19 protein-coding genes are annotated in these 26,961 nt (G+C 71.1%); 8 read left to right on the top strand and 11 right to left on the bottom strand.

The genetic code is table 11. The features are described 5' to 3' along the window. Position 1 precedes the first annotated feature (1 nt). Positions 2-3,334 carry a ferritin-like domain-containing protein gene (locus ACZ4QV_RS34405; RefSeq protein WP_467763859.1) on the bottom strand — a complete coding sequence of 1,111 codons (3,333 nt, stop codon included), beginning with the start codon at positions 3,332-3,334 and terminating at the stop codon, positions 2-4. After that, positions 3,331-4,845 (bottom strand): flavin monoamine oxidase family protein, encoded by a 1,515-nt coding sequence (locus tag ACZ4QV_RS34410; protein WP_361635959.1) that lies wholly within the window; start codon positions 4,843-4,845, stop codon positions 3,331-3,333. Before ACZ4QV_RS34410 ends, ACZ4QV_RS34405 begins: the two co-directional genes overlap by 4 nt. A 357-nt stretch (positions 4,846-5,202) precedes the next feature. Between ACZ4QV_RS34410 and ACZ4QV_RS34415 the strand changes: the two genes are divergently transcribed. The 4 genes from ACZ4QV_RS34415 (at position 5,203) to rfbB (ending at position 10,059) form a co-directional block, all read left to right on the top strand. Next, a complete protein-coding gene (locus ACZ4QV_RS34415) occupies positions 5,203-6,510 on the top strand; it encodes a glycosyltransferase (RefSeq protein ID WP_361153904.1) in 1,308 nt (435 codons plus the stop codon). A gap of 20 nt (positions 6,511-6,530) precedes the next feature. Continuing rightward, positions 6,531-7,730, top strand: coding sequence for a cytochrome P450 (locus tag ACZ4QV_RS34420; RefSeq protein WP_361153901.1), 1,200 nt, complete (start codon positions 6,531-6,533; stop codon positions 7,728-7,730). Positions 7,731-8,047: 317 nt separating this feature from the next. After that, positions 8,048-9,112 (top strand): glucose-1-phosphate thymidylyltransferase, encoded by a 1,065-nt coding sequence (locus ACZ4QV_RS34425; protein WP_361153897.1) that lies wholly within the window; start codon positions 8,048-8,050, stop codon positions 9,110-9,112. After that, the gene (gene rfbB / locus ACZ4QV_RS34430; RefSeq protein WP_467763860.1) at positions 9,109-10,059 is read left to right on the top strand and encodes a dTDP-glucose 4,6-dehydratase; all 951 of its coding nucleotides are present in this window, start codon (positions 9,109-9,111) and stop codon (positions 10,057-10,059) included. Before ACZ4QV_RS34425 ends, rfbB begins: the two co-directional genes overlap by 4 nt. Positions 10,060-10,085: 26 nt before the next feature. Here rfbB and ACZ4QV_RS34435 read toward each other — a convergent pair whose 3' ends face one another. From ACZ4QV_RS34435 to ACZ4QV_RS34470, 8 genes are all read right to left on the bottom strand, one after another. Further along, positions 10,086-12,932: a helix-turn-helix transcriptional regulator gene (locus tag ACZ4QV_RS34435; protein WP_467763861.1), complete on the bottom strand. Its 2,847-nt coding sequence runs from the start codon at positions 12,930-12,932 to the stop codon at positions 10,086-10,088. Positions 12,933-14,048: 1,116 nt separating this feature from the next. Beyond that, positions 14,049-15,281, bottom strand: a complete 1,233-nt coding sequence (locus ACZ4QV_RS34440; protein WP_361635950.1) for a metal-dependent hydrolase family protein — start codon at positions 15,279-15,281, stop codon at positions 14,049-14,051. A gap of 79 nt (positions 15,282-15,360) precedes the next feature. Continuing rightward, positions 15,361-17,097, bottom strand: a complete 1,737-nt coding sequence (locus tag ACZ4QV_RS34445; RefSeq protein WP_361635947.1) for a flavin monoamine oxidase family protein — start codon at positions 17,095-17,097, stop codon at positions 15,361-15,363. Then, positions 17,097-18,644, bottom strand: a complete 1,548-nt coding sequence (locus ACZ4QV_RS34450) for a glutamate-cysteine ligase family protein (protein WP_361635944.1) — start codon at positions 18,642-18,644, stop codon at positions 17,097-17,099. The genes ACZ4QV_RS34445 and ACZ4QV_RS34450 overlap by 1 nt, the downstream gene beginning before the upstream one ends. After that, positions 18,644-19,297 (bottom strand): hypothetical protein, encoded by a 654-nt coding sequence (locus ACZ4QV_RS34455; protein ID WP_361153882.1) that lies wholly within the window; start codon positions 19,295-19,297, stop codon positions 18,644-18,646. The genes ACZ4QV_RS34450 and ACZ4QV_RS34455 overlap by 1 nt, the downstream gene beginning before the upstream one ends. Positions 19,298-19,446: 149 nt before the next feature. Further along, the gene (locus ACZ4QV_RS34460) at positions 19,447-20,493 is read right to left on the bottom strand and encodes a hypothetical protein (protein ID WP_361635941.1); all 1,047 of its coding nucleotides are present in this window, start codon (positions 20,491-20,493) and stop codon (positions 19,447-19,449) included. Positions 20,494-20,734: 241 nt separating this feature from the next. Then, on the bottom strand, positions 20,735-20,893 hold the full coding sequence (locus ACZ4QV_RS34465) for a hypothetical protein (RefSeq protein WP_361635938.1): 159 nt from the start codon (positions 20,891-20,893) through the stop codon (positions 20,735-20,737). A gap of 799 nt (positions 20,894-21,692) precedes the next feature. Next, positions 21,693-22,430 carry a GAF domain-containing protein gene (locus ACZ4QV_RS34470; RefSeq protein WP_361592333.1) on the bottom strand — a complete coding sequence of 246 codons (738 nt, stop codon included), beginning with the start codon at positions 22,428-22,430 and terminating at the stop codon, positions 21,693-21,695. Positions 22,431-22,761: 331 nt separating this feature from the next. Here ACZ4QV_RS34470 and ACZ4QV_RS34475 point away from each other — a divergent pair, with 331 nt between their 5' ends. The 3 genes from ACZ4QV_RS34475 (at position 22,762) to ACZ4QV_RS34485 (ending at position 25,037) form a co-directional block, all read left to right on the top strand. After that, complete coding sequence (locus ACZ4QV_RS34475; protein ID WP_361592335.1) at positions 22,762-23,505, top strand: GAF and ANTAR domain-containing protein; 744 nt, start codon at positions 22,762-22,764, stop codon at positions 23,503-23,505. Next, positions 23,502-24,230, top strand: coding sequence for an ANTAR domain-containing protein (locus tag ACZ4QV_RS34480; protein WP_361592337.1), 729 nt, complete (start codon positions 23,502-23,504; stop codon positions 24,228-24,230). The genes ACZ4QV_RS34475 and ACZ4QV_RS34480 overlap by 4 nt, the downstream gene beginning before the upstream one ends. A 105-nt stretch (positions 24,231-24,335) precedes the next feature. Then, a complete protein-coding gene (locus ACZ4QV_RS34485) occupies positions 24,336-25,037 on the top strand; it encodes an ANTAR domain-containing protein (RefSeq protein ID WP_361592339.1) in 702 nt (233 codons plus the stop codon). Positions 25,038-25,412: 375 nt separating this feature from the next. Here ACZ4QV_RS34485 and ACZ4QV_RS34490 read toward each other — a convergent pair whose 3' ends face one another. Beyond that, positions 25,413-26,282, bottom strand: a complete 870-nt coding sequence (locus ACZ4QV_RS34490) for an alpha/beta fold hydrolase (protein ID WP_361635930.1) — start codon at positions 26,280-26,282, stop codon at positions 25,413-25,415. A 189-nt stretch (positions 26,283-26,471) separates the two neighbouring features. Here ACZ4QV_RS34490 and ACZ4QV_RS34495 point away from each other — a divergent pair, with 189 nt between their 5' ends. Continuing rightward, positions 26,472-26,858, top strand: a complete 387-nt coding sequence (locus ACZ4QV_RS34495; RefSeq protein ID WP_361620186.1) for a hypothetical protein — start codon at positions 26,472-26,474, stop codon at positions 26,856-26,858. Positions 26,859-26,961 lie beyond the last annotated feature (103 nt).

Below are 26,961 nucleotides of genomic sequence, written 5' to 3' on the forward strand. Positions count from 1 at the left end.
CTCATGAGTGTGGCGTCGCCGCTCCGTACGGGCCCGCCGGGGACGCCTGGCGGCCCGGCGGCCGGAAGTGGTCGGCCCAGAACGCGCTCATCTCACCCACCCGGGCGGGCACCAGGGGGTGCTTGCCGCAGGCCACCGCGAGATGGTCGAGGCGCAGCGCGATGCCGCGTCTGGCCACGTCCGGGCGGGACACCGGCGCGGGCTGCTCGGACAGCTCGAACGACGGCCCGGCGGTCCGGCCCCGCCGTCCCGACGGCAGGGTCACCAGCAGTTCCGCCAGCGGGCGCATCAGCCCCGTCATCATGTCGATCGCCGCGTTCATCAGGTCGGAGCGGCGCAGGCTCGCGTCCGGGCACTCACCGAAGTGCTGGACCATGAGCTGGAGCGCCATGAAGTAGGAACGGTTGAACAGCCCCATGACCGATCGGGCGTCCGGGTCGGTGACCGTCTCCATGGCCGCGTTCCCCTGGCCGAGGGTCGGGTTCCGTACGACGGGGTAGGCGGGGTTCCACCGTTCGCCGCCCGGGCGGGCCCGGGTGGCCGGCGCCCCGCAGAGCAGGTCGGAGATCCGCAGGAACGAGGCGTAGTGCGAGTGCTCGGCGGTCCGCGCGTCCAGCACCCCGCCCTCTCCCTGCTCGGTGATGACGTCGATCGCGAACAACGCGCTGGACAGGTCGTCGACTTCGAGCTGGTAGTCGGGGTGGTGCCGGTTGACCGACTTCCGCAGGAAGAGGTGGTGTTCCCCGCCGCCCCTGCCCTTCTCCACCAGGAAGAGGTCCGGGACGCGGTGCAGGCCCTCGCGGATGTCCGTGTACAGCTCGCTCAGCGAGGCGTAGGGGTGCCGGTCGTCGTGGGGCGCGGGGGCCGCCGGTGTGTCGCCCCGCCGTACGTCGTAGACGAGATCTTCCGGCCGTTCGATCTGCACGAACCGTTCGACGCTGCCGGGCCCCAGCCTCTCCAGGGAGAAGTCCAGCGGTACCGGCAGCTCGTGGTTGACGGTGCCGAAGTCGAGCCGGGGCACGTGGAACGGCTCGCCCACCGCGGTGAGGATGTTGTTGACGAGGAGAAAGTGGATCATCTCCTCGCGGGCGATGTTCAGCAGCATGCTGCGGATGCCCTCGTCTAGGGTCTCCCCGCCGTCGCCGCAGGCGAGCCGGAGCTGCTCGGGTGTCCACGTGCCCCGCCGCACGTACTCCAGGCCGGCACCGTGGGTGGGCACCGAATAGGCCGCGTACAGGTACTGGAGCATGACGGCCAGTTCGATCGTGGCGGCGTCGCGCAGCACCTCGACGAGGCGGCCGCGGGTGGTGATCTTCCCGCTCGCGCGGCCGGTCGCGGGCTCCGTCAGCAGGACCTCGTCCGGCGCCTGCTGGGCCCGCAGGAACGTCAGCAGGAGCTGTGCCTTCGGCTCGGACAGGTCCCGCGTAGGCGGCATGTAGTACGTCTTCACCTTGTTGCGCGGGTCGCACATCTGCCAGATCAGCTTCGCGTATGTCTCCACCTTGCACCGGTCCGCCAGGCTGAAGACCTCCGCCTTCATGAAGGAGTACAGGTGCTCGTAGAACGCGAAGACCTCCGTGTAGACCAGGTCGAAGGTCACCTCGTCCTGGCGGATGCCGGCCAGCCGCCAGTCGTCGGGCAGCACCCGCACCGACAGGTAGCCGGCGCCGGGCCAGTAGCCGAGCGCGTCGTCGTGGTCGTGGCCGAGGGCCGCCGAGCCGGGCCGGTCCACGTCGCACGGCAGGTCGTCGGCGCCGGCGGACAGCAGGACGCGGGCGGTGCCGGCCGCCGCGCCCCGTAGAGTGAACCACCCGAGGCCCGCCTGGTCGGTGTCCAGGAGGCAGGTGTCGGACCACGGGCCGGAGCCGTCCTGCCGTCCCGCGCGCAGGTGGACGATGCCGACATCGGAACACCGTGCCTCGGGGGAGCGGGCGGCCGGGTCGCGCGGGAGGGCCCGGGGGTTGAAGAACTGCCGTACGTGGATTCCGGCGACGGCGGCCGGGCGGCCCCGCACGAAGGAGCGCACGAGTACGTCGACGTCCTGGTCCGCGTCGTCCGGGTCCCGTGGATGCTCCAGGAAGAGGCTCGCGTCGTCGGCCTGGACGTTGATCTCCTTTTCGCGCAGGTGCACCACCGGGCCGTCCGGGCCGGCGCCCACCAGGCGCAGCGCCTCGTCGGCCGCGGCGTGCGCCGGCAGCTCGATGGGGACTGTCACCAAACCGCCGGCCAGGGCGAATTTCTCCCCGAGGTACGCCTGCCGGGGCACCCGGGCCACCAGCCGGTCGCTGTCCGCCGTGCGCAGTTCGAGATCGCCGATGTCGACCGGGGCGGGCGGGCCGGCCGCGGCCCCGGGGGCTGCCTTTGGGGCACGGGTGGGCACCGCAGTGATCATGTTGAGGGTGACGTGCTCGTCCGTCAGCTCGACGGTGAGGTTGTGCAGCTCACCGGGGGCCCGGCCGGGCGGGTGGCGCTCCGGGACGAGCAGCCGGCCCGCCGGATAGGTACGCGGCTCGTGCGGGCGCCACGGTGCGATCGTCCCGCGCAACCGCCACCGGCCAGGCCGGTCGGGCGCGAGCGGAGCGGACAGATGGCTCAGCGCGAACTGCACCACCAGGCCGCCGGCCCCCTCGGCGGCGGCCGCGGCCCGCAGATGCCGTACGGCCGGCGAGACGGCCGCTTCGTCGAGCCAGGTCAGTTCGTCCTGCTCGGTCACGGCGAACTGGTGCACCACGGACCGGCGCAGCCGCTCCGCCAGCCAGTGATCGCCGACGTCCCGGACGTGGCGGGCGTTGTGCCACCGTGGGGGATGGAAGCCGCGGACGCCTCCGGTGGCCATGTACCCGACGTCGTGGGAGCGGCCGTCCCGCCCGAAGCAGAACTGCCCGACCATGAGCGTCGTGGTCCAGTCGGACGACGGGTCGACGTCGAAGACGCGGGCCCGGTTGACCGTGGTGGCCAGATACTCGTTGTAGTGCCCCCACATGTCGACACCGCGGCCGACCACCGGGTCGGCGGTGTCGACATCGCCCGCACGGACCTCGACGCCGGTGATCCGCGCGTCGACGGAGAAGTGCCCGTTGCCGGCGAAGTCCTCGCCCTTGGCCGCGCTGAAGGGTCCGTCGGCCGCCGGGCGGCCCGAGCTGTCGAACCGCGGCCCCAGCCGGTCCAGATGGTCGTGGTACTCGCCGGGCGGGCGGTGCGCGGGAAAGGGCTGTCCGTCGTCGGTGAGCGCCGTGTTGGTCGCCAGATCGACGAGGCCGCTGCGCGCGCCGGTCGGCAGGTGCGTCGTCGCCGTCCCGCCGAAGTGCAGCCGGGGCAGGTCGAAGACGCTCATGCCGACTCCCGCGAGGGGCTCCGCCGGGTGCCGGCGAAGACGCGGTGGGCCCGCGGCTCGTACCACTCGATCTCGTGCGCGGCGTCGATCGCCGACTCGATCGCGCCCTCGATCCAGGCGGGCTTCGACGAGCAGTGCTCACCGGCGAAGAACAGCCCCTTCTGCCGCCGGGCCGCCTCCCGCCGCTCCGCCTCGCGCAGGGCGGCCTCCTGGCCCCAGCGGACCGTGGCCGCCCCCCAGGACCACCGGCGCGCGCCCCAGTCCCGGCCCGCCACGCCCAGGACCATGCCCGGCCGGCGTAACTCGGGGTGCATCGCGCTCAGTTCCCTGGTGACGACCGCGTTGCGCTCCGCCTCGCCCAGCCGGCTGAGCGCGTCGGCGTCCGGCCCGATGGCGTAGCTCGCGAGCAGCACCGCGCCGTGTTCCGGATCGCCTTCGGTGGGCGGGTAGTAGGTCTGCCGCACGTGCCCGCCGGTGAAGGACGCGCCCCCGCTGATCCCGTCCTTCTCCCAGAAGGCTTCGCGGCAGTGGAAGGCGACCTTCGTCGCGGCCCAGTATTTCGTCTGGTGGACGATATCCAGCTTGTCCGGGTCGAAGCCGGACAACTGCATCCTCCGGAGCACCGTGAACGGAATGGTGCACACCACGTAGTCGCAGGTCCGGGTGAGGGACCTGACACCCTGGCGGATCCGCAGGACCACCGTGTCGTCGCGGACATCGATACCGACCACTTCCTGGCCGGTCGCTATCGGTCCCCGGATCCGCGCGGCGAGCTGCCGGGGAAGCGCGTCCATGCCGTCGCGCAGCCGCACGATGGTGGAGCTGGTCTCGTCCAGGACGTCGTCGAGGAAACGCTCCAGGCGCGGCGGGCAGAGCGACCGCACCTGCGGGTGGTCGGCGAAGAAGGAGTGCAGGTCGATCCGGTTGTGCGCGCTGCCGCACCGGTAGGGCGCCAAGTCGATGTGATCGACGAGGTTCAGCAGTTCCACGCCGATTTCGTCGTGCATGGCGTCGTAGAACTGGCGGGGTGCGATGGCCCTGATGCTGGCGTCCAGCCAGGCGCCGAACAGCAGGGTGTTCCCCTGGTACTGCCGGCCCGGCAGCCCGGCGGCGAACTCCTCGACGAGGGTTTTGTGCGCGTCGCGCACCCGGAGGTAGCCGGAGGCAGTGGGCAGGTAGGCCGCGTCGTCGGAGAACAGGGTGCGGAATTCACGCACCTGGTGCTGCAGCCCGAGTTCGGCTATGTAGTGCATGGTCAGCCGGTGCCCGGCGGGGATCCGCATCGCGCCGAGTTCGGCGAACGGCCCGGTCTGGCCGCGGCCGGAGAACCGGTGGGTGTGAATGCGGCCGCCGATGCCGGAGCTTGCTTCGATGACGTGGACCTGATGTCCGAGGCGTTCCAGTTCGTAGGCCGTGACCAGGCCGGCGATGCCGGCGCCGATGACGGTGACCTTCTTCGGCCCGCCGAGCGCCTCATCCGCCCCGTCGATCTTCTGCGAGGGTGCCGTCACAGGTTTCCTCCAGTACGCGATGTCCAAGGCCGGGAGCATGTCCTGGATGAACGCCAGCGCCTTCCCGGTCCCGGAAAGGGCGATGCCGGGGATTGCTTGTCGGTCATTGTTCGTGCAGTGGCGGCGCGTTCGTATCCCCCGCCGGGCCCGGGGACGGACGGTTTGATCGGCGACACGCTGGCGCCATCGGGGCGGCCCGGCACCGCCACCCCGCGCGAACGTGCGGGGTTTGCCCCGTTCCCCCCACCCGGAGCCAGGGCCGGGTGATGCTGGCGTGCGTGGCCGGACGGCCGGGCCGTGGGCGCCCGGTCCGTCCGGCGGCAACGGTGACACCAGACCCGACGGAGGCGAGAGCTGATGCGTGTGTTGATCGCTACCACACCGGCACCGGGACACGTCGTCAGCATGCTCGAAGTCGCACGCGAACTGACCCGGCGCGGCCACGAGGTGCGGTGGTACACCGGCCGCGCCTTCCGTGAACAGGTGGAGCGGACCGGGGCGCACTTCGAACCCATGCACGCCGGGCTCGACTTCGGCGGCCGGAGCCGGGAGGAAGCGTTCCCCGGCCACGCCGGGCTGTCCGGGGTCGCCAACTTCACCACCGGCGTCCGGGACATCTTCTACCGCACCGCACCGGGCCAGATGAACGACCTCCTGGCGGTGCTCGAACGGTTCGCGGCCGAGTGCATCCTCGCCGACGACATGTGCTACGGCGCCTGCTTCGCCGGCGAGCGCACCGGGATCCCGCTGGTCTGGCTGAACAACTCGGTCTACATCGCCGGCAGCAGGGACACCGCCCCGCTCGGGCGGGGCGCGATGCCCAGTGCGTCGCTGCTGGGGCGGGCACGCAACGCGCTGCTCAGGTTCGTCGCCGACCAGGTGGTGATGCGGGGCATACGCCGGGAGGCGGACCGGACCCGGGCCCGGGTGGGACTGCCCCGGCTGCGGACCGGCGCCATGGCGAACATCGCGCGCCCGCCGGCCCTGTACCTGATGGGCACCGTGCGGTCCTTCGAGTTCCCGCGCAGCGACCTGCTGCCGGGAACCCACTTCGTGGGCGGACTCCTCGGCCTTCCCCCGGAGCACTTCGACCCACCCGGCTGGTGGGACGAGCTGCAGGCAGGCCGGCCGGTCGTGCTGCTCACCCAGGGCACCACCGCCAACGACGTCGACCGGCTGCTCGCGCCCGCCGTCCGGGCCCTGGGCGGGCAGGACGTCCTCGTCGTGGTCACCACCGGCAGCGGCGTGGACGTCGACCGGCTGCGGCCGCTGCCGGACAACGTCCGGCTGGAGCGGTTCATCCCCTACCACCACCTGCTGCCGCACGTGGACGTGATGGTGACCAACGGCGGCTACAACGGCGCCAACGCGGCCCTCGCCCAGGGGGTACCGCTGGTCGTCGCACCGGGCTCGGAGGAGAAGCCCGATGTGGCGGCGCGGGTCGAGTGGGCCGGGGCCGGTGTCGTCCTCAAACGGCGGGCCGTGACGGAAGCCGGCCTGCGCGAGGCGGTGACCACCGTGCTCAACGACGAACGCTACCGGCGGCGGGCACGCGAGATGTCCCGGGAGTTCCGGAGCTGCGACGCCCCGCGACGGGCCGCCGAATTGATCGAGACCATGGCCGGCTCCCAGGGCCAGGTCCCCACCGGAGGTGTCACACAGTGAATGCCACGACGAAAACCGGCTTGGCACAAGCCCCCCTGGCGAGTATGCCGGTGGACCCGGGGCCGTTCGACTGCATGCCGGACCTGCTGGCGGCCGCCCGCGTCGCGCCGGTCGTGCGGATCCCCTACCTCGGCCGGCACGCCTGGGTCGTGTGCGATCCCGAACTGGTGCGGATCGCGCTGACACACCCCCGGATGGAAAAGGACGTGAGCCTGGTCCCGGACTTCATGCGCAAGCCGGGCCTGATGGTGGGCTCGCAGCCCGATCCGGAGTACGCCCGCGCCATGATCATGAGCGACGGGGAGCACCACGCGCGGATCCGGCGGCTGCACGCACCGGTGCTCAGCCCCCGGAACACCGAGCGGTGGGGCGAGCGGGTCAGCGTCAAGGTCGACGGATTCCTGGACGAGCTGGAGCAGTCCCGCTCCGCGGACTCCGCCGAAGTCGACGTGGTCACGGACTACACCCACCGCATCCCGCTGGCGTTCATCTCCGAGATGCTCGGCCTGCCCCTGGAGGCGGAGCGGCGGCTGCGCAGCATCACCGACGTGATGCTCTACTCCTCCGACTACCCGGCCCGCACCGAGGCGGTCGGGGCGCTGTTCGGCGCGGTCCAGGACTGGGTGCGCGACCCGGCCCCGCTGCGGGACGGGGTGATCACGGGCTTCCTGTCCGCCTCCGACGGGCCGGACGCGATCACCGAGGGCGAGGTCATCGTCTGGACGGTCGGGATGATCATCACCGGCTACGAGACGACCGGGAGCGCGATCTCCGCGTCGCTGTACGAGGCGCTGCGCCGGCCGCCCGAGGACCGGCCGCGAACCGACGAGGAGATCAAGGAGTGGATCGAGGAGGCTCTGCGGGTGCACCCGCCGTTCCCGCACCCGACCTGGCGCTTCGCCATGGAGGACCTCGACCTCGGCGGCTACCTGATCCCCAAGGGCGCCCCGGTGCAGGTCAGCATCGCGGCGGCGAACCGCGGGCCGGGCGAGGAGGCCGACAGCTTCGACCCGGCCCGCAAGGGACAAGGGCACCTGACCTTCGGCCTGGGCATGCACTACTGCATCGGCGCCTCGCTGGTCCGGCTGGAGGCACAGATCGCAGTACGCGGCTTCCTGCGCCGGTTCCCGCGGGCACGGCTGAGCAGCGACACCGCCGTCCAGTGGGAATCGGAGTGGATGATCCGCCGGCTGAGCGCCCTGCCCGCCACGCTGGCCTGAAGGCGACCGTGCCGCGGCACGCCGGGCCGGCGGGTCCCCGCGCCGACCGACGCGGGAAGCAGAGGCCCGGCCGTGCCGGGCGGCGGGCGTCCTGCCGGGGCCATGACACAGGCTCTCACCAGGACGCGCCACGGAATCGGCCCGCTCACGGATATGGGGAAGATGATGGCTCCTAGCTTTGTGGCTGACGTACCGCGCGACCGGGGGACACCCCGGCTGAGGCCGGACGCTTTCGGCAGCCGGCCGGACCTGCTTGAGCCGGACGGGCGCGGGGCCGTGCGCCGCCCCGGGGCGGCCGCCCCGGCGAAGGGGCGCCGATGAAGGCGCTCGTGCTGGCCGGCGGTTCCGGCTCCCGGCTGCGGCCGATCACGCACACCTCGGCGAAGCAGCTCGTGCCGGTCGCCAACAAGCCGGTCCTGTTCTACGGCCTGGAAGCGGTCGCCGAGGCCGGGGTCCGTGAGGTGGGCATCGTCGTCGGCGACTCGGCCGCCGAGATCGAGGCGGCGGTCGGCGACGGCTCACGCTTCGGCCTGGAGGTGACCTACCTCCCGCAGGAGGCCCCGCTGGGCCTGGCGCACGCCGTCCACATCGCCCGGGACTACCTCGGCGACGACGACTTCGTGATGTACCTCGGCGACAACTTCATCGTCGGCGGCATCAGCTCGCTCGTGCGGCGGTTCAGCACCAACCGACCGGACGCCCAGATCATGCTGGCCCGGGTCTCGGACCCGCGCGCGTTCGGCGTGGTCGAGCTGGATCCGCGCGGCCGGGTGATCGGACTGGAGGAGAAGCCGCAGCATCCGAAGAGCGATCTGGCGCTGGTCGGCGTCTACCTGTTCACCGCCCGCGTGCACGACGCCGTGTGCCGGATCAAGCCGTCCTGGCGCGGTGAACTGGAGATCACCGACGCGATCCAGGAACTGATCGACGCGGGGTGCCGGGTGGATTCCAGCGTCGTGTCCGGGTACTGGAAGGACACCGGAAACGTCGACGACATGCTGGAGGTCAACCGCCTGGTCCTGGACGGCATCGCGGCCGACTGCGCCGGTGAGGTGTGCTCCAGCGAACTGGTCGGCCGGGTGGTGGTCGAAGAGGGCGCCACCGTCACCCGGTCGCGGATCGTCGGCCCGGCGGTCATCGCGGCCGGCTCCCACATCCGCGACTCCTACGTCGGCCCGTTCACCTCCATCGACAGCGACTGCGCGGTGACCGACAGCGAGATCGAGTACTCCATCGTGCTGCGCGGGGCTTCCCTCGCCGGGGTGCGGCGCGTCGAACGCTCGCTGATCGGACGCGAGGTCGAGGTGACGTCCACTCCCGGGGCCCTGCGGGCCCACCGCCTGGTCCTCGGCGATCACAGCAAGGTGCAGGTCACCTCATGAGAATCCTCGTGACCGGCGGTGCCGGCTTCATCGGCTCGCACTTCGTACGGTCCTACGCCGGCGCGGACGAGGTGACCGTGCTCGACAAGCTGACCTACGCCGGGAACCCGGCCAACCTGGCGCCCGCCGAGGGCCGGTTCACCTTTGTCCACGGCGACATCTGCGACGCCGAACTGCTCCGGAAGGTGGTGCCCGGCCACGACGTCGTCGTCAACTTCGCCGCCGAGACACACGTCGACCGCTCGATCACCGGCGCGGGCGACTTCGTCCGCAGCAACGTCCTGGGCGTGCAGTGCCTCATGGAGGCATGCCTCGACGCCGGCGCCCCGAGGGTCGTGCACGTCTCCACCGACGAGGTGTACGGCAGCATCGAGGCCGGGTCCTGGGACGAGTCGGCCCCGCTCAACCCGAACTCCCCCTACGCCGCGGCCAAGGCCGGCGGAGATCTGATCGCCCTGGCCTACGCGCGCACCCACGGGCTGCCGGTCAGCATCACCCGCTGCGGGAACAACTACGGGCCGTACCAGTATCCGGAGAAGGTCATCCCACTGTTCACCACCCGTCTGCTCGACGGCCTGAAGGTGCCGCTGTACGGCGACGGCCGGAACGTACGCGACTGGGTCCATGTCGATGACCACTGCCGGGCCGTCCGGCTGGTCGCCGAGCGCGGCGAGGCGGGCGAGGTCTACCACGTCGCGGGGACCGCCGAGCTGACCAACCGGGAGCTGACCGCCCGGCTGCTGGAGGCGCTCGGGGCCCCCTGGCGGTGCGTCGAGCACGTGCCCGACCGCAAGGGCCACGACCGCCGCTACTCCTTGACCGACGCCAAGCTCAGGGCCCTGGGTCATACGCCGCGGGTCACCTTCGAGCGGGGGCTCGCCGAGACGGTCGCGTGGTACGCCGCCAACCGCCGGTGGTGGCGGCCGCTGATGCAGGGGACCGGGTGAGCGGCTGCGACCGGGGCAGGTAGGCGCTACAGGGTGAAGCGGGTCAAGGCCGTACGGGAGCGGATGCCGAGCTTGCGGTAGATCTGCCGCAGGTGGAATCCGACCGTGTGCGGGGAGATGAACAGATGGCGGGCGGCCTGCCCGTTGGTAAGACCGCCCGCCACCAGTTCCGCCACCTTCCGTTCGGTCTTGGTCAGGCTCTCCCAGCCGGAGACCGGGCGTTCGGTGCGCGTCCAGTGCCGGCGCCGCACCCCGAGCCGGCGCAGTCGGGCCCGTACGCGGGCGGCGTCGTGTTCGCCGCCGAGCGCGCCGTACGCACCCAGCGCCCGGTCCAGCGCGCTGACTGCGTTCTCCTGGTCGCCTCGGTCGAGCAGAAGGGCGGCCTGGTCCTCGGCCGCCGCGGCCTGGGCCCACGGATTGCGGTGCAGCCGGCCGGCCCGGTCCAGGGCGTCCGCGTCCTTGTCGGCGAGCGCGCGAGCGTGCAGAGCCGCGGCGAGCACCGCGGGAACACCGCGGTTGTGCCGTCGCAGGTCCTCGGTCGCCTCGATGACGGCGCGGGCGAGGTCCGGCCGGTCCGCCGCCAGCGCGCAGCGCACACACCAGGCCGCGGCCGCCGAGTCCTCCAGGGCCAGTTCGCGCAGCGCTCCGGCCTCCGAAGCGATCTCCGCCAGCATCTCCGCGGCCGCACCGAAGTCCGACCGCGCCTCGGCCAGTCGGGCGTTCAGCAGCAGGCGCGCGGACCACCAGGGACTCCAGGAAGCTGTCGGGAAGTCCTTCTCCAGGGTCTTGAGGTGGTCCTCGGCCTGGGGGAGCGCCCCCCGGCGCAGCGCGGTCAGGGCCAGCACCAGCCACGCCTGGGGGGCTAGCATCGGCACGCACGGGCCGGCGGCGCCCACACCGTTCCGCGCCGCCTGTTCGGCCGCCTCCAGACGTCCCTGGGCCAGATACAGCGGTGCCCGCAGGACGGCCGCGACGGCGGCGGCCGGGGTGCCCGCCTGCGCGGCGGCCAACGGTGCGCAGCACTCGACGACCTCTTGTGCCTCCTGGTACTCGTCGAGCCGGGTGAGTGTGAAGGCAAGGAACCAGCGTGGATCCAGAAACTGTGCGACCTGGTCCCCGCCACCGAGGGCGACCGCTTGGCGCAGGGATTGCAGCGCGTCGCCCGCCCGGCCGGCGCGCCATTGGCCGAACGCGTGGAAGGCCATCGCGCCGACGTGCACGGCCTGTGGGTGACGCCCGGGGGCGTCGAGGATCTCCTGGACCCGCTTGCGCGCGGCACTGTCACCGGTCAGCCAGGAGGAGGCGAGATGAGCGATCACGGCTTGGCGGCTCCCGAAGCCGGCCTCCTGAGCCGTCAGCGCGTCGCGTGCGGCTCGGTGCGCCCTGGGCGCGTCTCCTTGCAACAGCAGTGCGGCCGCCATCGTCGCCCGCAGCGCGGCGACGTCCTCGGCGAGCGAGCCCGGTGCCAGGGCCGCGAGCCGGGTGGCCTCGTCGATGGTGTCCTCGGCCAAGGTGACCGCCTTCTCCAGGTGGCCGGCTCGGGTGAACGCCTCGACCGCGGTCTTCGCGCACCGCAAGCGCTCGGCCTGCCCGGGAGGCAGCAACTCCATGCAGCGCATCGCCAGTGACGCCGCGGTCGACGGATCGGCGGCCAGCAGTTTCCGGGACCCCTCGGAGACGATACGCAGGGTCTCCATGTCGCCGGGCTGGACGATGTGCACCAGTTGGAGGGCGGCGCGCGCGAGGCCGTCGCGGCGCGACAGCAGCACCTGCGCCGCCTGCCGGCGCAGCAGCGCGCGCACCGGTAAGGGCACCGAGTCGAGCAGGGCCCGCCAGATCGGCGCACTGCGAAACGCGAGGTCGTGCTCGCCGCAGACCACCAGCTTGCGGCTGACGGCTTCGTCCACCGCAGCCAGCAGGGCGACCGGTGTCTGGCCGAGCAGGGCCGACAGATCCTCCGGCGCGAACGGGGACCCGAGCACCGCTGCCACCCGAAGAGCCTTCAGGGTCGCCTCGGACAGCGACTGGAGATCCTTTTCGAGCAGCCCGGCGAAACGCTTCGGCACCGGCGCGGGCAGGCACACACCGGCCCCGTCCGCGGTGCCGCCGCTGACGTCGGGATGCAAGCGCGAGGTGTTGTCGACCAGGCAGACATCGCCGTCCTCCACGAGCCCGCGCATCAGCTCGATCACTGCCCGGGGGGTGCCGTCGACGCTTTCGGCCAGGGCAAGGAGGGCCGAGCTGGGGGTGGCGCCGGTCACATCGGTGACCAATTGCGTCAACGCTTCACCCGAGAGCGGCCCCAGCTCGTGCAGCGCTTCCACCGAAACCCTGCTCCTCAGCTTGCCGAGGCAGGTCCGCACCGCCTCGGACGAGACGGCGTCACGGTCCGAGGAGAAGGCCAGAAGCCACAGCGTTGGCCGGGTACTGAAGGCCTCGATCAGCTCGCACAACGCTGTCCAGGCGGGCCGGGATGCCAGATGCAGGTCGTCGAGCACCACGAGGACGCGCCGGCGCTCACTGTCGTCGCGCAACCATGTCCGCGCCGACTCGATCACGGACGTCACCTGCGGAGAGTGACACCGGTGGTCGGCGGGACCCGGCATGCCCGAGCGGGCGCCCGCAAGCGCCGCCGGCCCATCGGAGGCGGCCCCGGGGCCGGTCGTGGTGCCGTTGACGACAGCGAAGCCGCTGCCGCCGGCGAGTGTGACAGCTTCCCTGAGAAGGCGGGACTTGCCCGCCCCGGGCGCGGCCTCCACGACCAGGACGCCACTGTGCCGGGTGCTCGCCACCCGCCGCAGGTTGGCGCGGACCTGCGCCAACTGCCGATCCCGGCCGCGGACCTGCAATTCCGGTCGTGCGTTGGACCCCATGACGCTCCCTTTGACGGGTTCGAGGAACGGACCAGTACCACGGCCGGCCCCGGAGCCCTGCCCGGGTACACGGGCAGGCGTGCCACGGGCCTGTGCGAGAGTCCATCGGCAGACGGCCGCACCGGCGACTCGTGCGGACGGCCCCTGACGGAGGTGCCTCCACCGTGCTACCGGGAATACGCCCCGGCGCGAACAGAGGTTCAATGGCCAACGGTTTGGGCGCCGCGGGAGGGTGGTTCCAGCCATGCGCCGCCCGGGTTCGCTGGTGTTCGTGAGCCCGCAGTGACGGCATGGTCGCCAGCCTCCCCACGAGGCACCCGGGTGATTCTCTGGAAGAACCACATCGGCTGGAACTACGCGGCAGGCGGCGTGGACGAATCTGATGACGTTCTTCTTCCGTCCGTGTATCCCTGCCCGTCCGTGTACCCCTGCTCGGACGCGGTCCCGAAGCGTGCCACAGGTTTCGGCGAGCAGTCCGCGCGGGGGCCGGAGCCGAACCAGACGGCGCGCTCAGGGCCCCGGGACGCACGACGCCACCGGCCCCGGGGACGGAGCTGCCACCGGCCAGCGCCCTGGACCGCCTGCGCGCCCGCACCTTCGCCGCCGACCCCAACTGGCTCGCGCAGGCCCTACCAGCCCACCACCGGAGTCCAGCCGCCTAGAACGCGTCCCCAGCCTTCGGGTACGCACTGCGGGCGAGAAGCCAGCACCTGATGCGCCCGATGCGGATGGTCGGTCGATGCGGCCCGCGCCTACCGACTGAACAGCCCGATGCGGGCCAGGAGACCCGCATCGGGCTGTTCTGCGAGACAGCGGGGGCGGTCCCACAGCTGGCGTCCGTCGCTGGCCCGCTGGGTGTGCCGTGCCACTCGGACTCCGGCGGCAACAGCCTGCCCGGCAGTGGGCACGGTCCCGCGCAGGCCACGCAGATGCCCCCGGCCGGTGCATCTGGTGCCAGGGCGGGTACGGCTGCATCTGCCGCCGCTCCCGTTGCCCGTCGACCTCTTACCGGCCTGCTCGGCCGATGAGACACGCATCGGCCCGGAGCGGAGCCTTGAAGCCGAAGGGCGGGGAGGCCGGGCCGGTGAGAACACGTCCCGCGCGGTACCTGACGTGTCATGACGTGGTGGGGTGCGCGGTGATGAGGTGGCCGTTCTGGATGACGCAGCGGATGCGGCCGGTGGCGGTGATGTCGTGGAAAGGGTTGCCTTCCACCGCGACGAGATCCGCAGCCGCGTCGGGCGTGAGGGTGCCCAGGTCCGGGCGTTTGAGCAGGGCGGCTGCGGTGCTGGTCGCCGAGCGAAGGACGCGCAGGGAGGAGAACCCGTTGGCGACCAGGGTGGGGAACTCGCGCCAGTTGTCGGCGTAGGGGAACAGCCCGGCGTCCGTGCCGAAGGCCATGGTGACCTCGGTTCGCGCGGGTCTTTGCAGCCCTTCGCGCAGGTGCTCGGCGTGGGACCGGTAGTTGCGGCGCATCGCGGCGGTACCGCTGGTCCAGAAGCTGTCGTCGTCGAGCCGGTCGAGGAAATAGGTCTGTACGTACTGGGTGGGCACGAGGAAGGTGCCCGCCTCCTTCATGGTCCGGTAGGTCGTGGCAGTGGCGAAGTAGCCGTGTTCCACGCTGCGCACGCCGGCGGCGACGGCGCGCCGTACGGCGCGGTCGCTCAGGGCGTGGGTGGCGCACGGCAGGCCCAGGTCGTCGGCGGTGGCGGTGATGGCGTGCATCTCTGCGTGGGTGTAGGAGGTGCTGTCGGGGCTGGCGACCGCTGAGGTGAAGCCGCCGCTGCCGGCGAATTTGATCCAGTCGGCGCCGGCCCGGGACTGTTCGCGTACCGCGCGGCGCAGCTCGTGCTCCCCGTGAGCGAGGGTGCCGATCTGGTGTCCGTAGCGCTGGGCGAGTTCGGGTGCTTTGTCGCCGTGTCCGCCGGGCGGGGAGAGGATGTTCGGTGCGGCGATGATGCGAGGGCCTTCGATCAGGGCGTCCTCCACCGCCCGGCGCAGTGAGACGTTCAGGGGCAAATGGGCGCTGCCCAGGTCGCGCACGGTGGTGAAGCCCTGGTGCAGCAGGGTGCGCAGGGCGGGGACGGCGGTGAGGGCCTGGTAGGCCGATGGTGCTTGCTCGGCGGCCTCGTCCAGAAGGTGGACGTGGCAGTCGATGAAGCCGGGCATGAGGGTGCAGCCGGGCACGGCCACCGTGTCCGTCTGCGCTGTGGCGGTGAGGTGGTGGCCGACTGCTGCGATGCGGCCGTCACGTACCAGGACGGCTTGTTCCTCGACGGGGCCGTCCTGAACGGCGTCCCAGATGCGGTCGGGCCGCAGCAGGAGGTCTCGGCCGGGGAATGCGGGCATGGTGCCTCCGGAAGGGCCAGAACGGATTGAGCCGGGGTCGGGCGGCGGGACGAGGCCGGCGGGGCGGGGTGCGCTGTGGTCAGGGCACGGTGATCGGCAAGTAGCGGGGGTCGTTCCAGACGTCGCCGGGACCCGGGTTGCCCGGCTCGCTGCGGGCGCCGAGCTGGCGCAGGACGCCCCAGGCGGCGTTGAGGCCCGAGGCCAGGGCGTGATCGAGCCAGCCCGGGGACCAAGAGGTGTCGTCGCCGGCCAGGAACAGGGCGTTGGCAGGTTCGCCCGGCACAGCCGGTGTGCCGGTGAAGTCCTTCATGAAATGGCAGAACAGGTCACGCTGGTAGGGGTGGTCGCCCGGCCAGGAGAAGCGGCACAGCCCCTGGAAATTCCTTCTGTCCTCCCAGGAGACGGTGACCGCCGGGTCGGCGGCCGCGTGCGCGCGCAGGTCCGGTGCCGCTTCGGGATGGATGGCGGCCAAGTCGCGGACGAACAGGGCGACCCGTTCCTGCACAGTGAACGGTGCGATCTTCATCGCGTCCTGGGCCCAGGTGAAGCTGAGGTCCAGCACGGCCCGGCGGCCCCCGGGGCCGGGGGCGGGTCCGTAGTCGAGAGTGTAGGAGGCGCGGGGCAGCCGGTCGGTGAGGGTGACACCGTCCAGCGAGGTGCCTGCCCAGAACGGGCGTCGGGTGACGAGCACGGTCTTGGCGGACTGGAAGTAGTGCAGCCGGCGTACGGCCCGCCACATCCGGGGCCCCAGGGCCGGAGTCCCGGCATCGGTGGAGCGAAGCTCCATGCCCGTCTCCAGCAGGCGCAGTTGCGGGGTGAACACGGCGGCGGCGAAGTGTTCGCTGCGGCCGTCCTCACTGTGCGCCACGACGCCCCCGGCGGCGTCCGCGGTGACGTCCAGCGTGCGAACGGCGGGCCGCAGGGCGCCGTGGTTGAGCGTTTCGAGGCTGCGGATGCGCCCCTGCGCGGTGGGGGTGCGATGGGCCCAGAATCCTTCGGCGAGGCGGCTGATGCCCTGGGGGGCGTAGAGCTGGGTGCCTCCTTCGGTGCACAGCAGCATCCGTAGGATCTCCACGATGCTGAGGTCGAAGAAACAGTCCCAGGCGACCGGCCCCACACCAGCGGTGCCCAGGAGCCTGGCCTGCTCGTGGGAGAGTCCCGCGCCTGCGGCGTCGCGCAGGAAACGGTAGAACGACCACTGCTCGAAGCGTGCCGTCAGGTCGCACCAGCGCCGCCGTACGGCGCCCAGGTCCCGTGCGGCGACATCCCGCTGAAGCTGGAACAGACCGATGCGCGTCAGCGCGTCCTGCCAGCGGGTGTGTGCGATCCGGAAGCCGTCATGAAGGGCGTAGAGGTCGGTGATCTGCTGGGCGGGGTACTGCCGGCCGTCGACGTCCAGCACGGTCACCGGGGTCACCTCGGGAACGTAGTTGTCGCGGAAAGGACAAAGCCGTACCCCGAACGTGCGCGCGTACTGGCGCACCAGCGCAGCGGAGTCGGGAAACCGCATACAGCCCAGTTCGACGACGGCACTGTCCGTATCGGCAAGGCGCCGGCTGTCCATACGCCCGCCCAGACGGCGCCCGCCGGGCCCGTCCGTACTGCACTCGGCCTCGTACAGTACGGGGTGGCATCCTGCCCGCATCAGCTCATAGGCCGCCGTCAGACCGCTGCCGCCGGCCCCGATGACCGCGACCCGCGCACCCAGAGCCTCGTCGGGCAGCCGTCCCGCGCGCCGGTCACCCGCGACGAAGGCGGCGTAGTCGAAGGGGAAGTCGACCTGTAGGTCCGTAGCTGGGGGCGCGCTCTGGTACATCACGGTCTCCGTCGGACGTCTGAGGGAAGATTCCAGGTGTGGACAGGGGCCCTGTGCTCCGCCAGCCGCGCATAACGCTCGGTCAGCTCCCCCAGCTCGCGAGGACCGGCGGCCTGGCCGGTGCGGTCACCCAGGCTTTCGTGGGCGCGTTGCTGCCACCATGCGCCTGTCCGGCCTGATGCCACCCGGCACTCCAGCAGGTGCAAGAACCCGTCCGCCTCGTCGGCGGCCACGCCGGCGAGCCGTAGTCCTGCCCGAGCCTGCGGCAGAAGCCGCCTGACGAGACTGGCCGCCTGATGTTCGCAAGTGGTGGCCTCCCCGGGACACGGCGGCCACCACAAGGCACAGTCCAGACCATTGCGGGCGGCCCGGTAGAAATTGGCTCTGGCGTGGGCGAACGGCAGGCACTGCGCCACATCACGTTCCTCTGCCGCCAGCCAGTAGGTCAGGCCGATCAGGAAGGCAGTGTTCGCCGCCATGTCCAGCGGGGTCGGCCCGGAGGGAAGAGCCCGGAACTCGATCCGCAGGTTTCCGGCCGGGTCGTACACCGGACGGTTCCACGGCCAGAGCGTGCTCAGGTGCAGCCGCAGTTCTTCCAACGCCGGATACGGCTCACCTGGCCGGCTGTCGGCACTGCGGGGCGCGGGCAGCAGGACATCGTAGTTGCGCACCGCATCCTCGAACGCGGTCAACGGCCCGCCGCGCAGCCAGGCGTGGCCGAAGCCGACGCGGGGAAGGCGTGCCCATTGCCTCGCGGTGCCCTGCCAGTCACCGAAGCCGTGCTCGTACAACGGAATACGTGCTTCCTGCCACGCGCGACCCCCGAACGGTAGGGGCGAGTTGCCTGCTGCGGCCAGGGCGGGGCCACTGGCCACCTGGGCGGCGTTGAAGGTGCGGCAGAACCGGTGGGGCGGCACCGTCAGATGCACCTGCCAGGAACACGCGGCCCCCTGCACCGCCACCGACTCCGCCGCTACGAAGCCCTGTGTCCCGTCTCTTACGCGCACAAGAAACGGTGCAGTCCGGCGCCTGGCCCACGCCTCCTCCAGCGCGTGAAAACGCGGCTGCGGGGTCAAGGCGCCCGCTGTCAGGTCCGCCGCCCGGAGCGTGGGCAAGGTACCGATCGGCACGGCCCGCGCCCCGTACTGAGGCAGCGACACCGCGGTGATATGGGCCGGCATCGACTCCGCCTCCCCGGTCGGCGCGGTGAACGGCCGCCCCGCCAGGTTGACCGGTGTCAGGTTCACCTCGACGTTGGACCGCGCCACCTCCAAAGCGATCCGATCGTCGTCCAGCGCGGCGCGGACGGCGGTGCTCACCGGGACCGGACGGCCGCTCGCATCCACCAGAGACAGCTCCAGTTCCGCACCGACCATGGCGGGCAGCACACCGAAGTCACCATGGCCCATCACACGCGGCAGGGTTTCCAGACACTGCCGCAAGCGGCTGCGGAAGTGGGTGAAGTCTTCCGCGGCGAACGTGACGTCACCGACGTGTCGCCCCATACCAGCCCCGCCTTCCGTTGCTTCGATTGTCGTGGCCTCCATCACCCGGCGGTGGCCACGGCTCTCCACCAGTCGCGAAGCGCCGGCTCCATCCGCACCGCGCTCCGGGTGATCCACTCGTCCGGTTCGTGATGCGCCAGGCCGTACTCGATCACCTGCAGGACGCCGTCGGCCACCTCCGGCGGGTTCTCCCGGTAGGCGTCGATGTAGGCCACTGCCTCGGTGGGCGTGTCCTGCGCCTCACGCAGGACGTCGGCGAGGACCGCGCACGTGTTGCACCACAGGGTGAAGTCGGTGCGGGCCAGCAGCGCTGCTTCCCCGGCTCCGGCATGCAGCGCCGTCCACGAAATGAACTCCGTGAAGCGCCGCACCGGTTCCAGCCGCGGCATGCGGCGCATCTCGTCCGGCGACATGCCCAGCGCAGGGGCCAGACCGCTGACCATCCGGTGACGCGCCTTCATCAGCTCGTGACCGACGAAGGAGAAGAACCCGCCGGGTACCTCGTGCGGGAACCGGGACAACAGCAGCCCGTAAGCGGTGAACTCGGCTTCCTGCGACTGGAACTCGGCGAGCGCGAACCGCTGCAGATGTTCTTTCCCGATCCTTTTCTCCCGTGCCAGGGAGAGGAATTCATTGGCGTTGAGGTGGTCGGGCACATTGAGGCCGACCCTTTCGATGAACTCGGTGGCAGGCAAGAAAGCCCCCTCGATTCGGAGTGTGCGTACGTCGACCGATGCCGACAAGACGGCGCAGGTGCGCCCGTCCCACAGAAAGATTCTCCGTACACGTGTATTCCCGCAACGGTGCTGCTCAGACGACCGGGACGGCAATCCGCCATGACCGTTCACTGCCGGCAGGTCGGCTGAACTGGATGCAGAACATGAATCCAGGCAGTGCAACTGCGTGAATACGGGTGCATGAACGTGCTCTGGCCAGTGCAACCGGTTTTGTCGGCTGTCCGGAACTCACACTTAACGGCATCACGCAGGAAACAGGCCACGCGTACGCGACCACGGGCAACTGCACCACCCGCTGGAGGGAAAAATTGAGACATTCGCGGAACGAACGACGGTGTGGCTCGAAAACGACGGACCAACGCCAAGACCAAACCGAGCAGGCTTTTTTCGGCGCCGCCTCGACGGGGAGACCTCAGCCGAGCACCGAACGGGCCATCCCGAAGTGGGGGCGCGGGGGAACGGAGCCACGGCGCGAGGCGACTGTCGGGGCGTAGCCGGTACGGCGCCTGGGCGGGCACCAGCACGCGTTCGGCGGCAGCAACTGCGGCGTCGGCGTCGGTGGCCCACTCCCAGGGCGACTGGGGGGTGCCGTACGCGTCCAGCAGCGCCCCGCACAGTTGGGGCCCGGCCCAGCCGCCCTCGGGATTGTGGGCGAGGAAGTCCGCGACGAGGGCGGCGGCCGCTTCGCTGTCGATGTCCTCCAGGGCCGGGGCCGTGCCCAGGGGCTCGGCGTGCCGGTGGGCGGAGGAGACGGCGTGGGCGAGGGCCCGTGTGGCGGATGTCGGATCGGCGTAGGCCGGAACGGCGGCGGCACCGCCCTGGAGCAGCTGTAGGGGAACGTCCTGGTCGAGCAGAACCGTGGCGATCGGCCGGGGCCTGGTCCCGGACGGCGGGACGAGGGCCCGTGCCGGGTCGTCCCCGGTCGCGGCGGACAGGGCAATGGGGATCAGCGTCACGAGCACGGCGTCCACGGCGCCGTGCCGGGTCCCGGGAACGGTGGCGGTGGTGTCCACCGGGTTGACGGCCCGGGCTCCGGGCGGGAGGACCGCGAGCGGATCGGCGATGAGCGGCCCCGGAAGCTCCGGGACCGTCAGCCCGGCTTCCGCGCAGGCATCGGCCGCCAGGACGGCGGCGTCGCTCGCGCTGCTGACCACGACGACGCGGGCAGCGGCGGGGAAAGCAGCAGGGCCGTGGTGGAGACCCGTCGCGCTCGGCGTAGAGGATGACCGTTCCCGGGACTGGCGAGCCCCGGGACCAGCACGGCCAGGTGCGGTTGTAGGGAGCCGCGGAGGTGGCCGAGTCCGTTGAGTTCTTCACCGAACTCCACGTCGGTCAGGGGAATGTCCTGGGTGATCCACTGGCCGGTCAGGGTGTGCTGGGTCAGGTAGCGGTAGTTCACACCGGGCCCTCGGTGAACTCCACATCGCAGACGAGGGGAGCCCCATCATCGGACGACAGGTCGCCCTTCATGCTCATGGCCATCCGCGCTTCGAGATGCAGGAGGTGCTCGTGGGGTATACCGCTGGGCCGGGAGGGCGATCGCGGATCACTCATTGCTGGCCTTCTCCAGGGGGCCAGGGGAAGTTCGGACCGGTACCAGCCGCAGGCCCGCAAGCATCTGGCCGACGACCGGAGTGCGGGTGTGGAGGGCCAGGCGTCGGCCGGGCCCCAGCTTTTCGGTGTAGGAGACCAGCGCGTGCAGGCGGCGAAATTCATGAACGTCACCTCGCGCAGGTCCACGGTGACATCGGCGGGCGCCCCATTGACGGCGAGCAGGTGGCCCATCAGCGCGGTCTGGTGAATCAGGTCGATCTGGCCGGACAGCCGCAGGCGGTGGGTTGTCGGTGTGCCAGATGCGCAGCAGTGCATCGGTGTAAGCGGGGAGGCGCACGCTGAGCCTCTTCCCCGTGCACCCGGCGCCGGGCTCCCAAGGCTGCACACGGTGGCTGATCGTGGTCGTCCGGGTGCCAGGGCCGGTACGCGATGAGGTGGGGAACCGGCTGCCCGGGGCCGGAGAAGTACCCGCCGGCGGCATGGCCTGTCCTCCCTCGACAAGGCCGCCGGATGCCACCGTCAGCATGGTGATGGGGATGCCGGAGGTATCTCACGGATACCGTCGAGCGTACGCTGGTCCGGCGGCGCAAAGCGGACTTCGGCCGTGCTGATTCTCTTCACGGATGGGGTGCGGCAGATGTGTGCCGGCCCGCGGCTTCGCGGACATCAGGTGCACGGAGTACACGGCGAGCGCCCCACAGCGTTGCTGCGCCTGGTGTCTCGCTTGATCACCTTCAGACGGGTCGTCTCACCGCGCCGAGGCGAAGGCCCGTCGTACTCAGGTCATCGGGAAGGTCTGTCAGATGTCGGTGGGGCCGGTGTCGGGTGGGTCGGGCAGGTGCAGGTTTTCGTGGACGATGGCGTGGGCGAGGGTGGTGAGGTCGGTGTCGGTGGTGTGGGCGTGGGCGCGCAGGAGGGCGAGGGCCTGGCCGGTGGTGAGGGTGTGGCGGTAGCTGATGATGCCGGTGGCCTGGTGGACGACGGCGTCGGCGGGCAGGAACCAGGCGTCGGTGAGGTCGTCGTCGCCAGGCCGGGGGGTGGCCAGGAGCAGCAGTTCCGCGGCGTCGGTGTGGACCTGGGCGGTGTGCAGGTCTGCTGCGGAGAGCGGGCCGGGCTGGTCTCGGTAGAGGGTGAGGGCGATTCCGGCCTGCTGGGCGGGGACGGGGCCGTTGAGGGCGGGCAGGGCGAAGGCGGCGCGGATATGGTGGGCCTTGGCTTGCTGCGCGTAGACGGGCCACTGGCGCGTGGTATGGGTGTCGTCGAGGTTGTCGGCGAGGACCGCGGTGCCCTGGTTCAGGGCCTGGACGCAGGGGCCTTCGCCGAGGTTGATCTGCAGTCTCTCGCCGTGGTCGGCCAGCGGGCCGGCGGCGCACAGGGATACCCGCTGGGCCAAGGCGGCGTCGGCGGCCAGTGTCAGGCCCACGGAGTAGATGTCGTCCAGGGCGGTGCGGCATGCCTGCCCCAGGTGGCGGGCTGGGTGGTCCTGGCCGGCGTAGCGGGCGGCCAGAGCGACGGCCTGTGCCCGGGTCCCGCTCACCTCGGGTCCGGAGCGATGGTGGGCGGGCGTTCGGTGCGCTGGGCACACATGAGGGTGTTCCGATCTCCGGCATTCACCGCCGACGCTGCCCTGACCGGAAGCCAATGTCAGAAATGGTGGACGAGCGCGTCACCTTCGGGCAGCTACACCTTCACCCTACGCCTCGGCCGGGCGATCCATCGGGCTTGCGAGTATCCGGGGGCTGTGTTGTGTGCCCGCAGAACTGTTGAGGGCCGTACGCTCTAGACTTAAGGCCCGCCGGGAGTGCGTCCCTGCCCCGCAAGGGCCGTCCTTCCAGCAGGAGGACGGCCGTGCCGGGAGGTGAGCAGCGGTGAGTGGTGATCATGACTTGGCCGCCGTGCTGGCCCGCCTGCGCCCTTCCTCCGCCGATGCGGGCCTGGTCGGCGCCGATGCGCAGCGGTGTGCCCGGGCCCTGGGCGTGGACGGCGTCGCGGCCTCCATACTCACGGACGGTGGCCCGAGTGAAGTGGTGTGGTGCTCCGATGGCGTCAGCGCACGTCTGGAGGAAGCACAGTTCACCCTCGGCCAGGGGCCGGGCCTCGAAGCGGGCGTGAGCTGTGCGCCGGTGCTGGTGCCGGACCTGGCGCGGGTGCCGGGCGGGCGGTGGCCGGTACTGCTGCCCGAGATAGCGGCGCTGGGCATCGGTGCGGTCTTCTGCATCCCGCTGGCCGTCGGGGGCGCCTGCCTGGGCACCTTGACCCTGCAGCGTACGGCGCCGGGCCCGCTTACGGACGCCGCGACGACCGATGCGTGGCTGGTGGCCGACGCGCTGACCGCCGCGCTCTTGGAGGGCGGCCCGCAGCGCGACGCCTTCGCCGCCGCCGAGGAGGGCACGGACTTCTACCACGCGGTCGTCCACCAGGCCAGCGGCATGGTCAGCGTGCAGGCGGGGGTGCCCGTGGCCCAGGCCCTGCTTCGGCTGCGTGCCCACGCCTTCCGCCACGGGCGTCCGGTGGCCGAGGTCGCCGGGGACGTGGTGGCCAGACGGTTGAGCTTTCGAGATGATGATAACGGGCCGGACACCGCTGCCGGCGAAGGGACTGAAGGGTCATGACACGTGAGGAACACCTGCTGACGGCCATGGTCGAGGCCGTCGACACCCTGGTGGACGACTTCGACCTGATCGACTTTCTGCACCAGCTGTGCGACCGCTGCAACGCCCTGCTGGATGTGACGGCCGTCGGTGTCATGCTCGCCGACCCCAGCGGCAGGCTCCACCTGATCGCCGCCTCCGACGAGCACACCCGCCTGCTGGAACTGTTCGCCCTGCAGACCAACCAGGGCCCCTGCGTGGAATGCCACCGCAACGGCACCGCCCGCCTCAACATCGATCTGAGCTCCCCCGCACAGACCGCCGCCTTCCCCCGCTTCGCCGCCCGCGCCCGCCAGGAGAACTTCACCACCACCCACGCCCTGCCGATGCGGCTGCGCCAGCAGGTGATCGGGGCACTGAACCTCTTCGACACCCGCGCGCAGCAGCTCAGCGACACCGACGCACGAGTGGCGCAGGCGCTGGCCGATGTGGCCACCATCGCCATCCTGCAGCACCGCACCCTCGTGCACGCCAACATCGAGCGCGCCCAGCTCAAGGCCGCCCTCTCCAGCCGCATCGTCATCGAACAGGCCAAGGGCATCCTCGCCGAACGCTGGAACACCGACTTCGACACCGCCTTCGACGCCCTGCGCCGCCACGCCCGCGCCCACCAGCTGCCCCTGACCCAGCTGTGCCGGCAGGTCACCGACGGCACCCTGGACACCACCGCCATCCAGCGCCCCTGACCCAGCCTCCAGCCCGCACCGGTCCGGTATCCGCCCCAGCCCCCGGCGGAAGGATGTGTCCCTTTCGCCACCTGCTCGGCACCCATCCCGTTGTAGGGACACCCCGTGAACAACGATCACCACGTCGCGGCATGGCAGTGCATCGCCGCCAGCAGCCTCACCGGCGGCTTCAGCCTCACCACAGTCTGCCAGGCCTGCGCCGATGATGTGGGCGCCGACTTCGCCGGCGCCTCCCTCGTCGTCGCCGGAGAATTGCGCCTGCTGGCCGCGGCCACCGACGAACGTGCCCGGCTCGTCGAGGATGCCCAGCTGGTCACCGGCGAAGGGCCCTGCACCGAGGCCTACGCCCAAAATCGCCCCGCCGCAGCCGCCGACCTGCACCACACTGCTGCCCGGTGGCCCGCCTTCACCCCCATCGCCTGCGAACAAGGCACCCGCGCCGTCCTGGCACTGCCCCTGCCCCTCGCCGCCCTGCCCATCGGCGCCATGGACCTCTACCGCTGCGAACCCGTCCCCTTCACACTGGCCCAGACAGAACGTGCCACCGCCTACGCCCGCATCCTCGCTCTCCTCGCCCTGGACGAACACCCCCACCTGCTCACTCACCAGCCCCGAACACCCCGGACTGCCCGGCGCGGCCCCCAGGGCTACCCGCCCACCGTCCACACGGCCGCCGGCATCCTCGCCGAGAAATACCAGCTCACCCCCGACGACGCCCTAGCCCGCCTGCGCGCCCACTCCTTCCGCCACAACCAGCCCCTCCTGCACACTGCCCAGCACGTCCTCGACCACCATCGCCTCGACTGACCACACCGACCCGGCCAACGAGCCAGCCAGACCAGCGGCGATACCGGCAAAGGCCAGGACGCATTCCCGTCTCGGCCACAGCACAGGAGAATGAGGCCCCCGGCCAGAACAGGAACCAGCCCCTGCACCCCCCGCCCAGCAGACGAACGGCCGCAGATGGGTGTAGCTCTTTCAGAGGGAGCTACACCCATTCGGGTAAGGCCGCTGACACGTCTCGAGGCAGGACGACTGACGGCAGACGGCAGACGAGCGGGCTGCAGACGTCTGGTCGTCAGAACGCGTCGCCGGAACGTGGGACTTCCGTTGTCGGTGTACGAGGTCGTCTGCGGTGCGGTACGCCTCGTACGGCACCCAGGCGCCGCCCCCATCTGTGTGTCATGTTTTCGGCGCGCCGGTGAGGAGGGAGCGGACCGGCGTTGCGCAACCGGCGGCGTCTTCGAGCCATGGGTTGTGGCCGCCGGGTACGACCGCCAACTGGGCTTGGGGGATCTTCGCCACGCTTGGCCGCCCCTGTCGGGGGGAACAGAACACGTCCTGTTCGCCCCAGATGAAGTGCAGCGGCGCTGCGATACCGGCCAGTTCGGTGTCGGTGAGGATGTTCTCCCGGCGTGCGGCGCGCCCGTGCATCAGGCGGCGTAGCAGCGCGCGGTAGGAGGCTGCCTGCCCCGGCAGGCGGAGCGGGAGGCGGTGCAGGTCGAGCAGATCGTTGGTCATGCCGTGCGCCGCGTTGGTTCCGATGGCCTCGGCGAGGGCCGCGCGTGCCAGCGCCCTCGGCGACGGCAGTCGCATCGACCACTGGACGAGTGGGCCGCGTACCGGGGAGGCCAGTGCCGCCATCGAAGCGGTTCCGCGGATCGTGGGCAGTGCTGTCGCGGGCGTGCCGATGATCGCTGCCCGGGATATGCGAGCCGGTGCGTCGATCGCCGCCCACAGGGTGAACAAGCCGCCCAGGGAACTGCCGACGAAGGCCGCATGCTGGAGTCCGAGCGCGTCCAGGGCTCCTGTCAGTACCCGGACCGCCAAGTCGCGAACGGGTCGGCCCTGCCAGCGGTAGGGCGGCGCGAGACTGTGCCCGGGCAGGTCGAGCAGGACGTGGCGGTGGCCGGGCAGTTGGGCAATGAGGGGGGCGAACCCCATGGCCGGAACCGCGAGACCGTTGATGTGGATCACCGGTGTACCCGAGCCGGTGGTCAGGGCGCGTAGCCGGACCGGCGGATCTTCGAGCATGATGGGGTGTTCGGTCATCGTCAGTCCGTAGGCGGCGGCGACGCGCCTTTCCGCCGTTCGGATCTGTTTCTCAAGCCTTGTGGCAGCATGCATGACTCCACTGTCACCGTCCCCGCGCGCCGGTTCTTGGACAAATGTTCCGGCGGTCTTCGGCGCGTAGTATGGGGAGATGCGATCCACCGTGCACGAGCAGGATGCTGTGACTGGGTGGGATGTCGCGCGGCCGTCGCGGCCCGGCTGGGTGTGTCGGGTGTCAGCATGGCCGGGTTCCGTGACCGGGGTACGGGCCCGGTTGATCTGCGGGCGGTCCCGCATCCGGCCGTCACGCTGGTTGTGGAGTTCGGTGAGGGCTGGCTCGTCGTGGACGACGCCACCGGCCGGCAGCGGCGGGGAAGCCTCGTCGCCGGGTTCGCGCTGAGCGAGCTTCGTACGCGGGGCGAGAACATCAAGTGCGTGGAGGTGCATCTGTCTCCGGTGGTCGCGCGCGCCGTGCTGGGCGCCGGCCCGGAGGAACTGGACCGTGCCGTGATCGCCTTGACGATCTGTGGGGCCGGGGCGCGTCACTGCTTAGTACTGCAACGGTGCTTGCCGTGACTGGTGGCCAGGATCAGGGGCTGTGCCCGCGTTGCTTGTAGTGACTGTTGCGGGCTTGGTGCTGGCGCCGTCGACGCCAGTGTGACCAGTACAGGATGTGCTC

This window comes from Streptomyces sp. NPDC026394, from assembly GCF_055567735.1.

What these genes read in the sequence shown, in the direction of transcription:
- ACZ4QV_RS34405 (WP_467763859.1), bottom strand. Translation starts at nt 3,334, where the DNA reads ATGAGCGTCTTCGACCTGCCCCGGCTGCACTTCGGCGGGACGGCGACG.
- ACZ4QV_RS34415 (WP_361153904.1), top strand. Translation starts at nt 5,203, where the DNA reads ATGCGTGTGTTGATCGCTACCACACCGGCACCGGGACACGTCGTCAGC.
- ACZ4QV_RS34425 (WP_361153897.1), top strand. Translation starts at nt 8,048, where the DNA reads ATGAAGGCGCTCGTGCTGGCCGGCGGTTCCGGCTCCCGGCTGCGGCCG.
- rfbB (WP_467763860.1), top strand. Translation starts at nt 9,109, where the DNA reads ATGAGAATCCTCGTGACCGGCGGTGCCGGCTTCATCGGCTCGCACTTC.
- ACZ4QV_RS34435 (WP_467763861.1), bottom strand. Translation starts at nt 12,932, where the DNA reads ATGGGGTCCAACGCACGACCGGAATTGCAGGTCCGCGGCCGGGATCGG.
- ACZ4QV_RS34440 (WP_361635950.1), bottom strand. Translation starts at nt 15,281, where the DNA reads ATGCCCGCATTCCCCGGCCGAGACCTCCTGCTGCGGCCCGACCGCATC.
- ACZ4QV_RS34445 (WP_361635947.1), bottom strand. Translation starts at nt 17,097, where the DNA reads ATGTACCAGAGCGCGCCCCCAGCTACGGACCTACAGGTCGACTTCCCC.
- ACZ4QV_RS34450 (WP_361635944.1), bottom strand. Translation starts at nt 18,644, where the DNA reads ATGGAGGCCACGACAATCGAAGCAACGGAAGGCGGGGCTGGTATGGGG.
- ACZ4QV_RS34465 (WP_361635938.1), bottom strand. Translation starts at nt 20,893, where the DNA reads ATGAGTGATCCGCGATCGCCCTCCCGGCCCAGCGGTATACCCCACGAG.
- ACZ4QV_RS34480 (WP_361592337.1), top strand. Translation starts at nt 23,502, where the DNA reads ATGACACGTGAGGAACACCTGCTGACGGCCATGGTCGAGGCCGTCGAC.
- ACZ4QV_RS34490 (WP_361635930.1), bottom strand. Translation starts at nt 26,282, where the DNA reads ATGACCGAACACCCCATCATGCTCGAAGATCCGCCGGTCCGGCTACGC.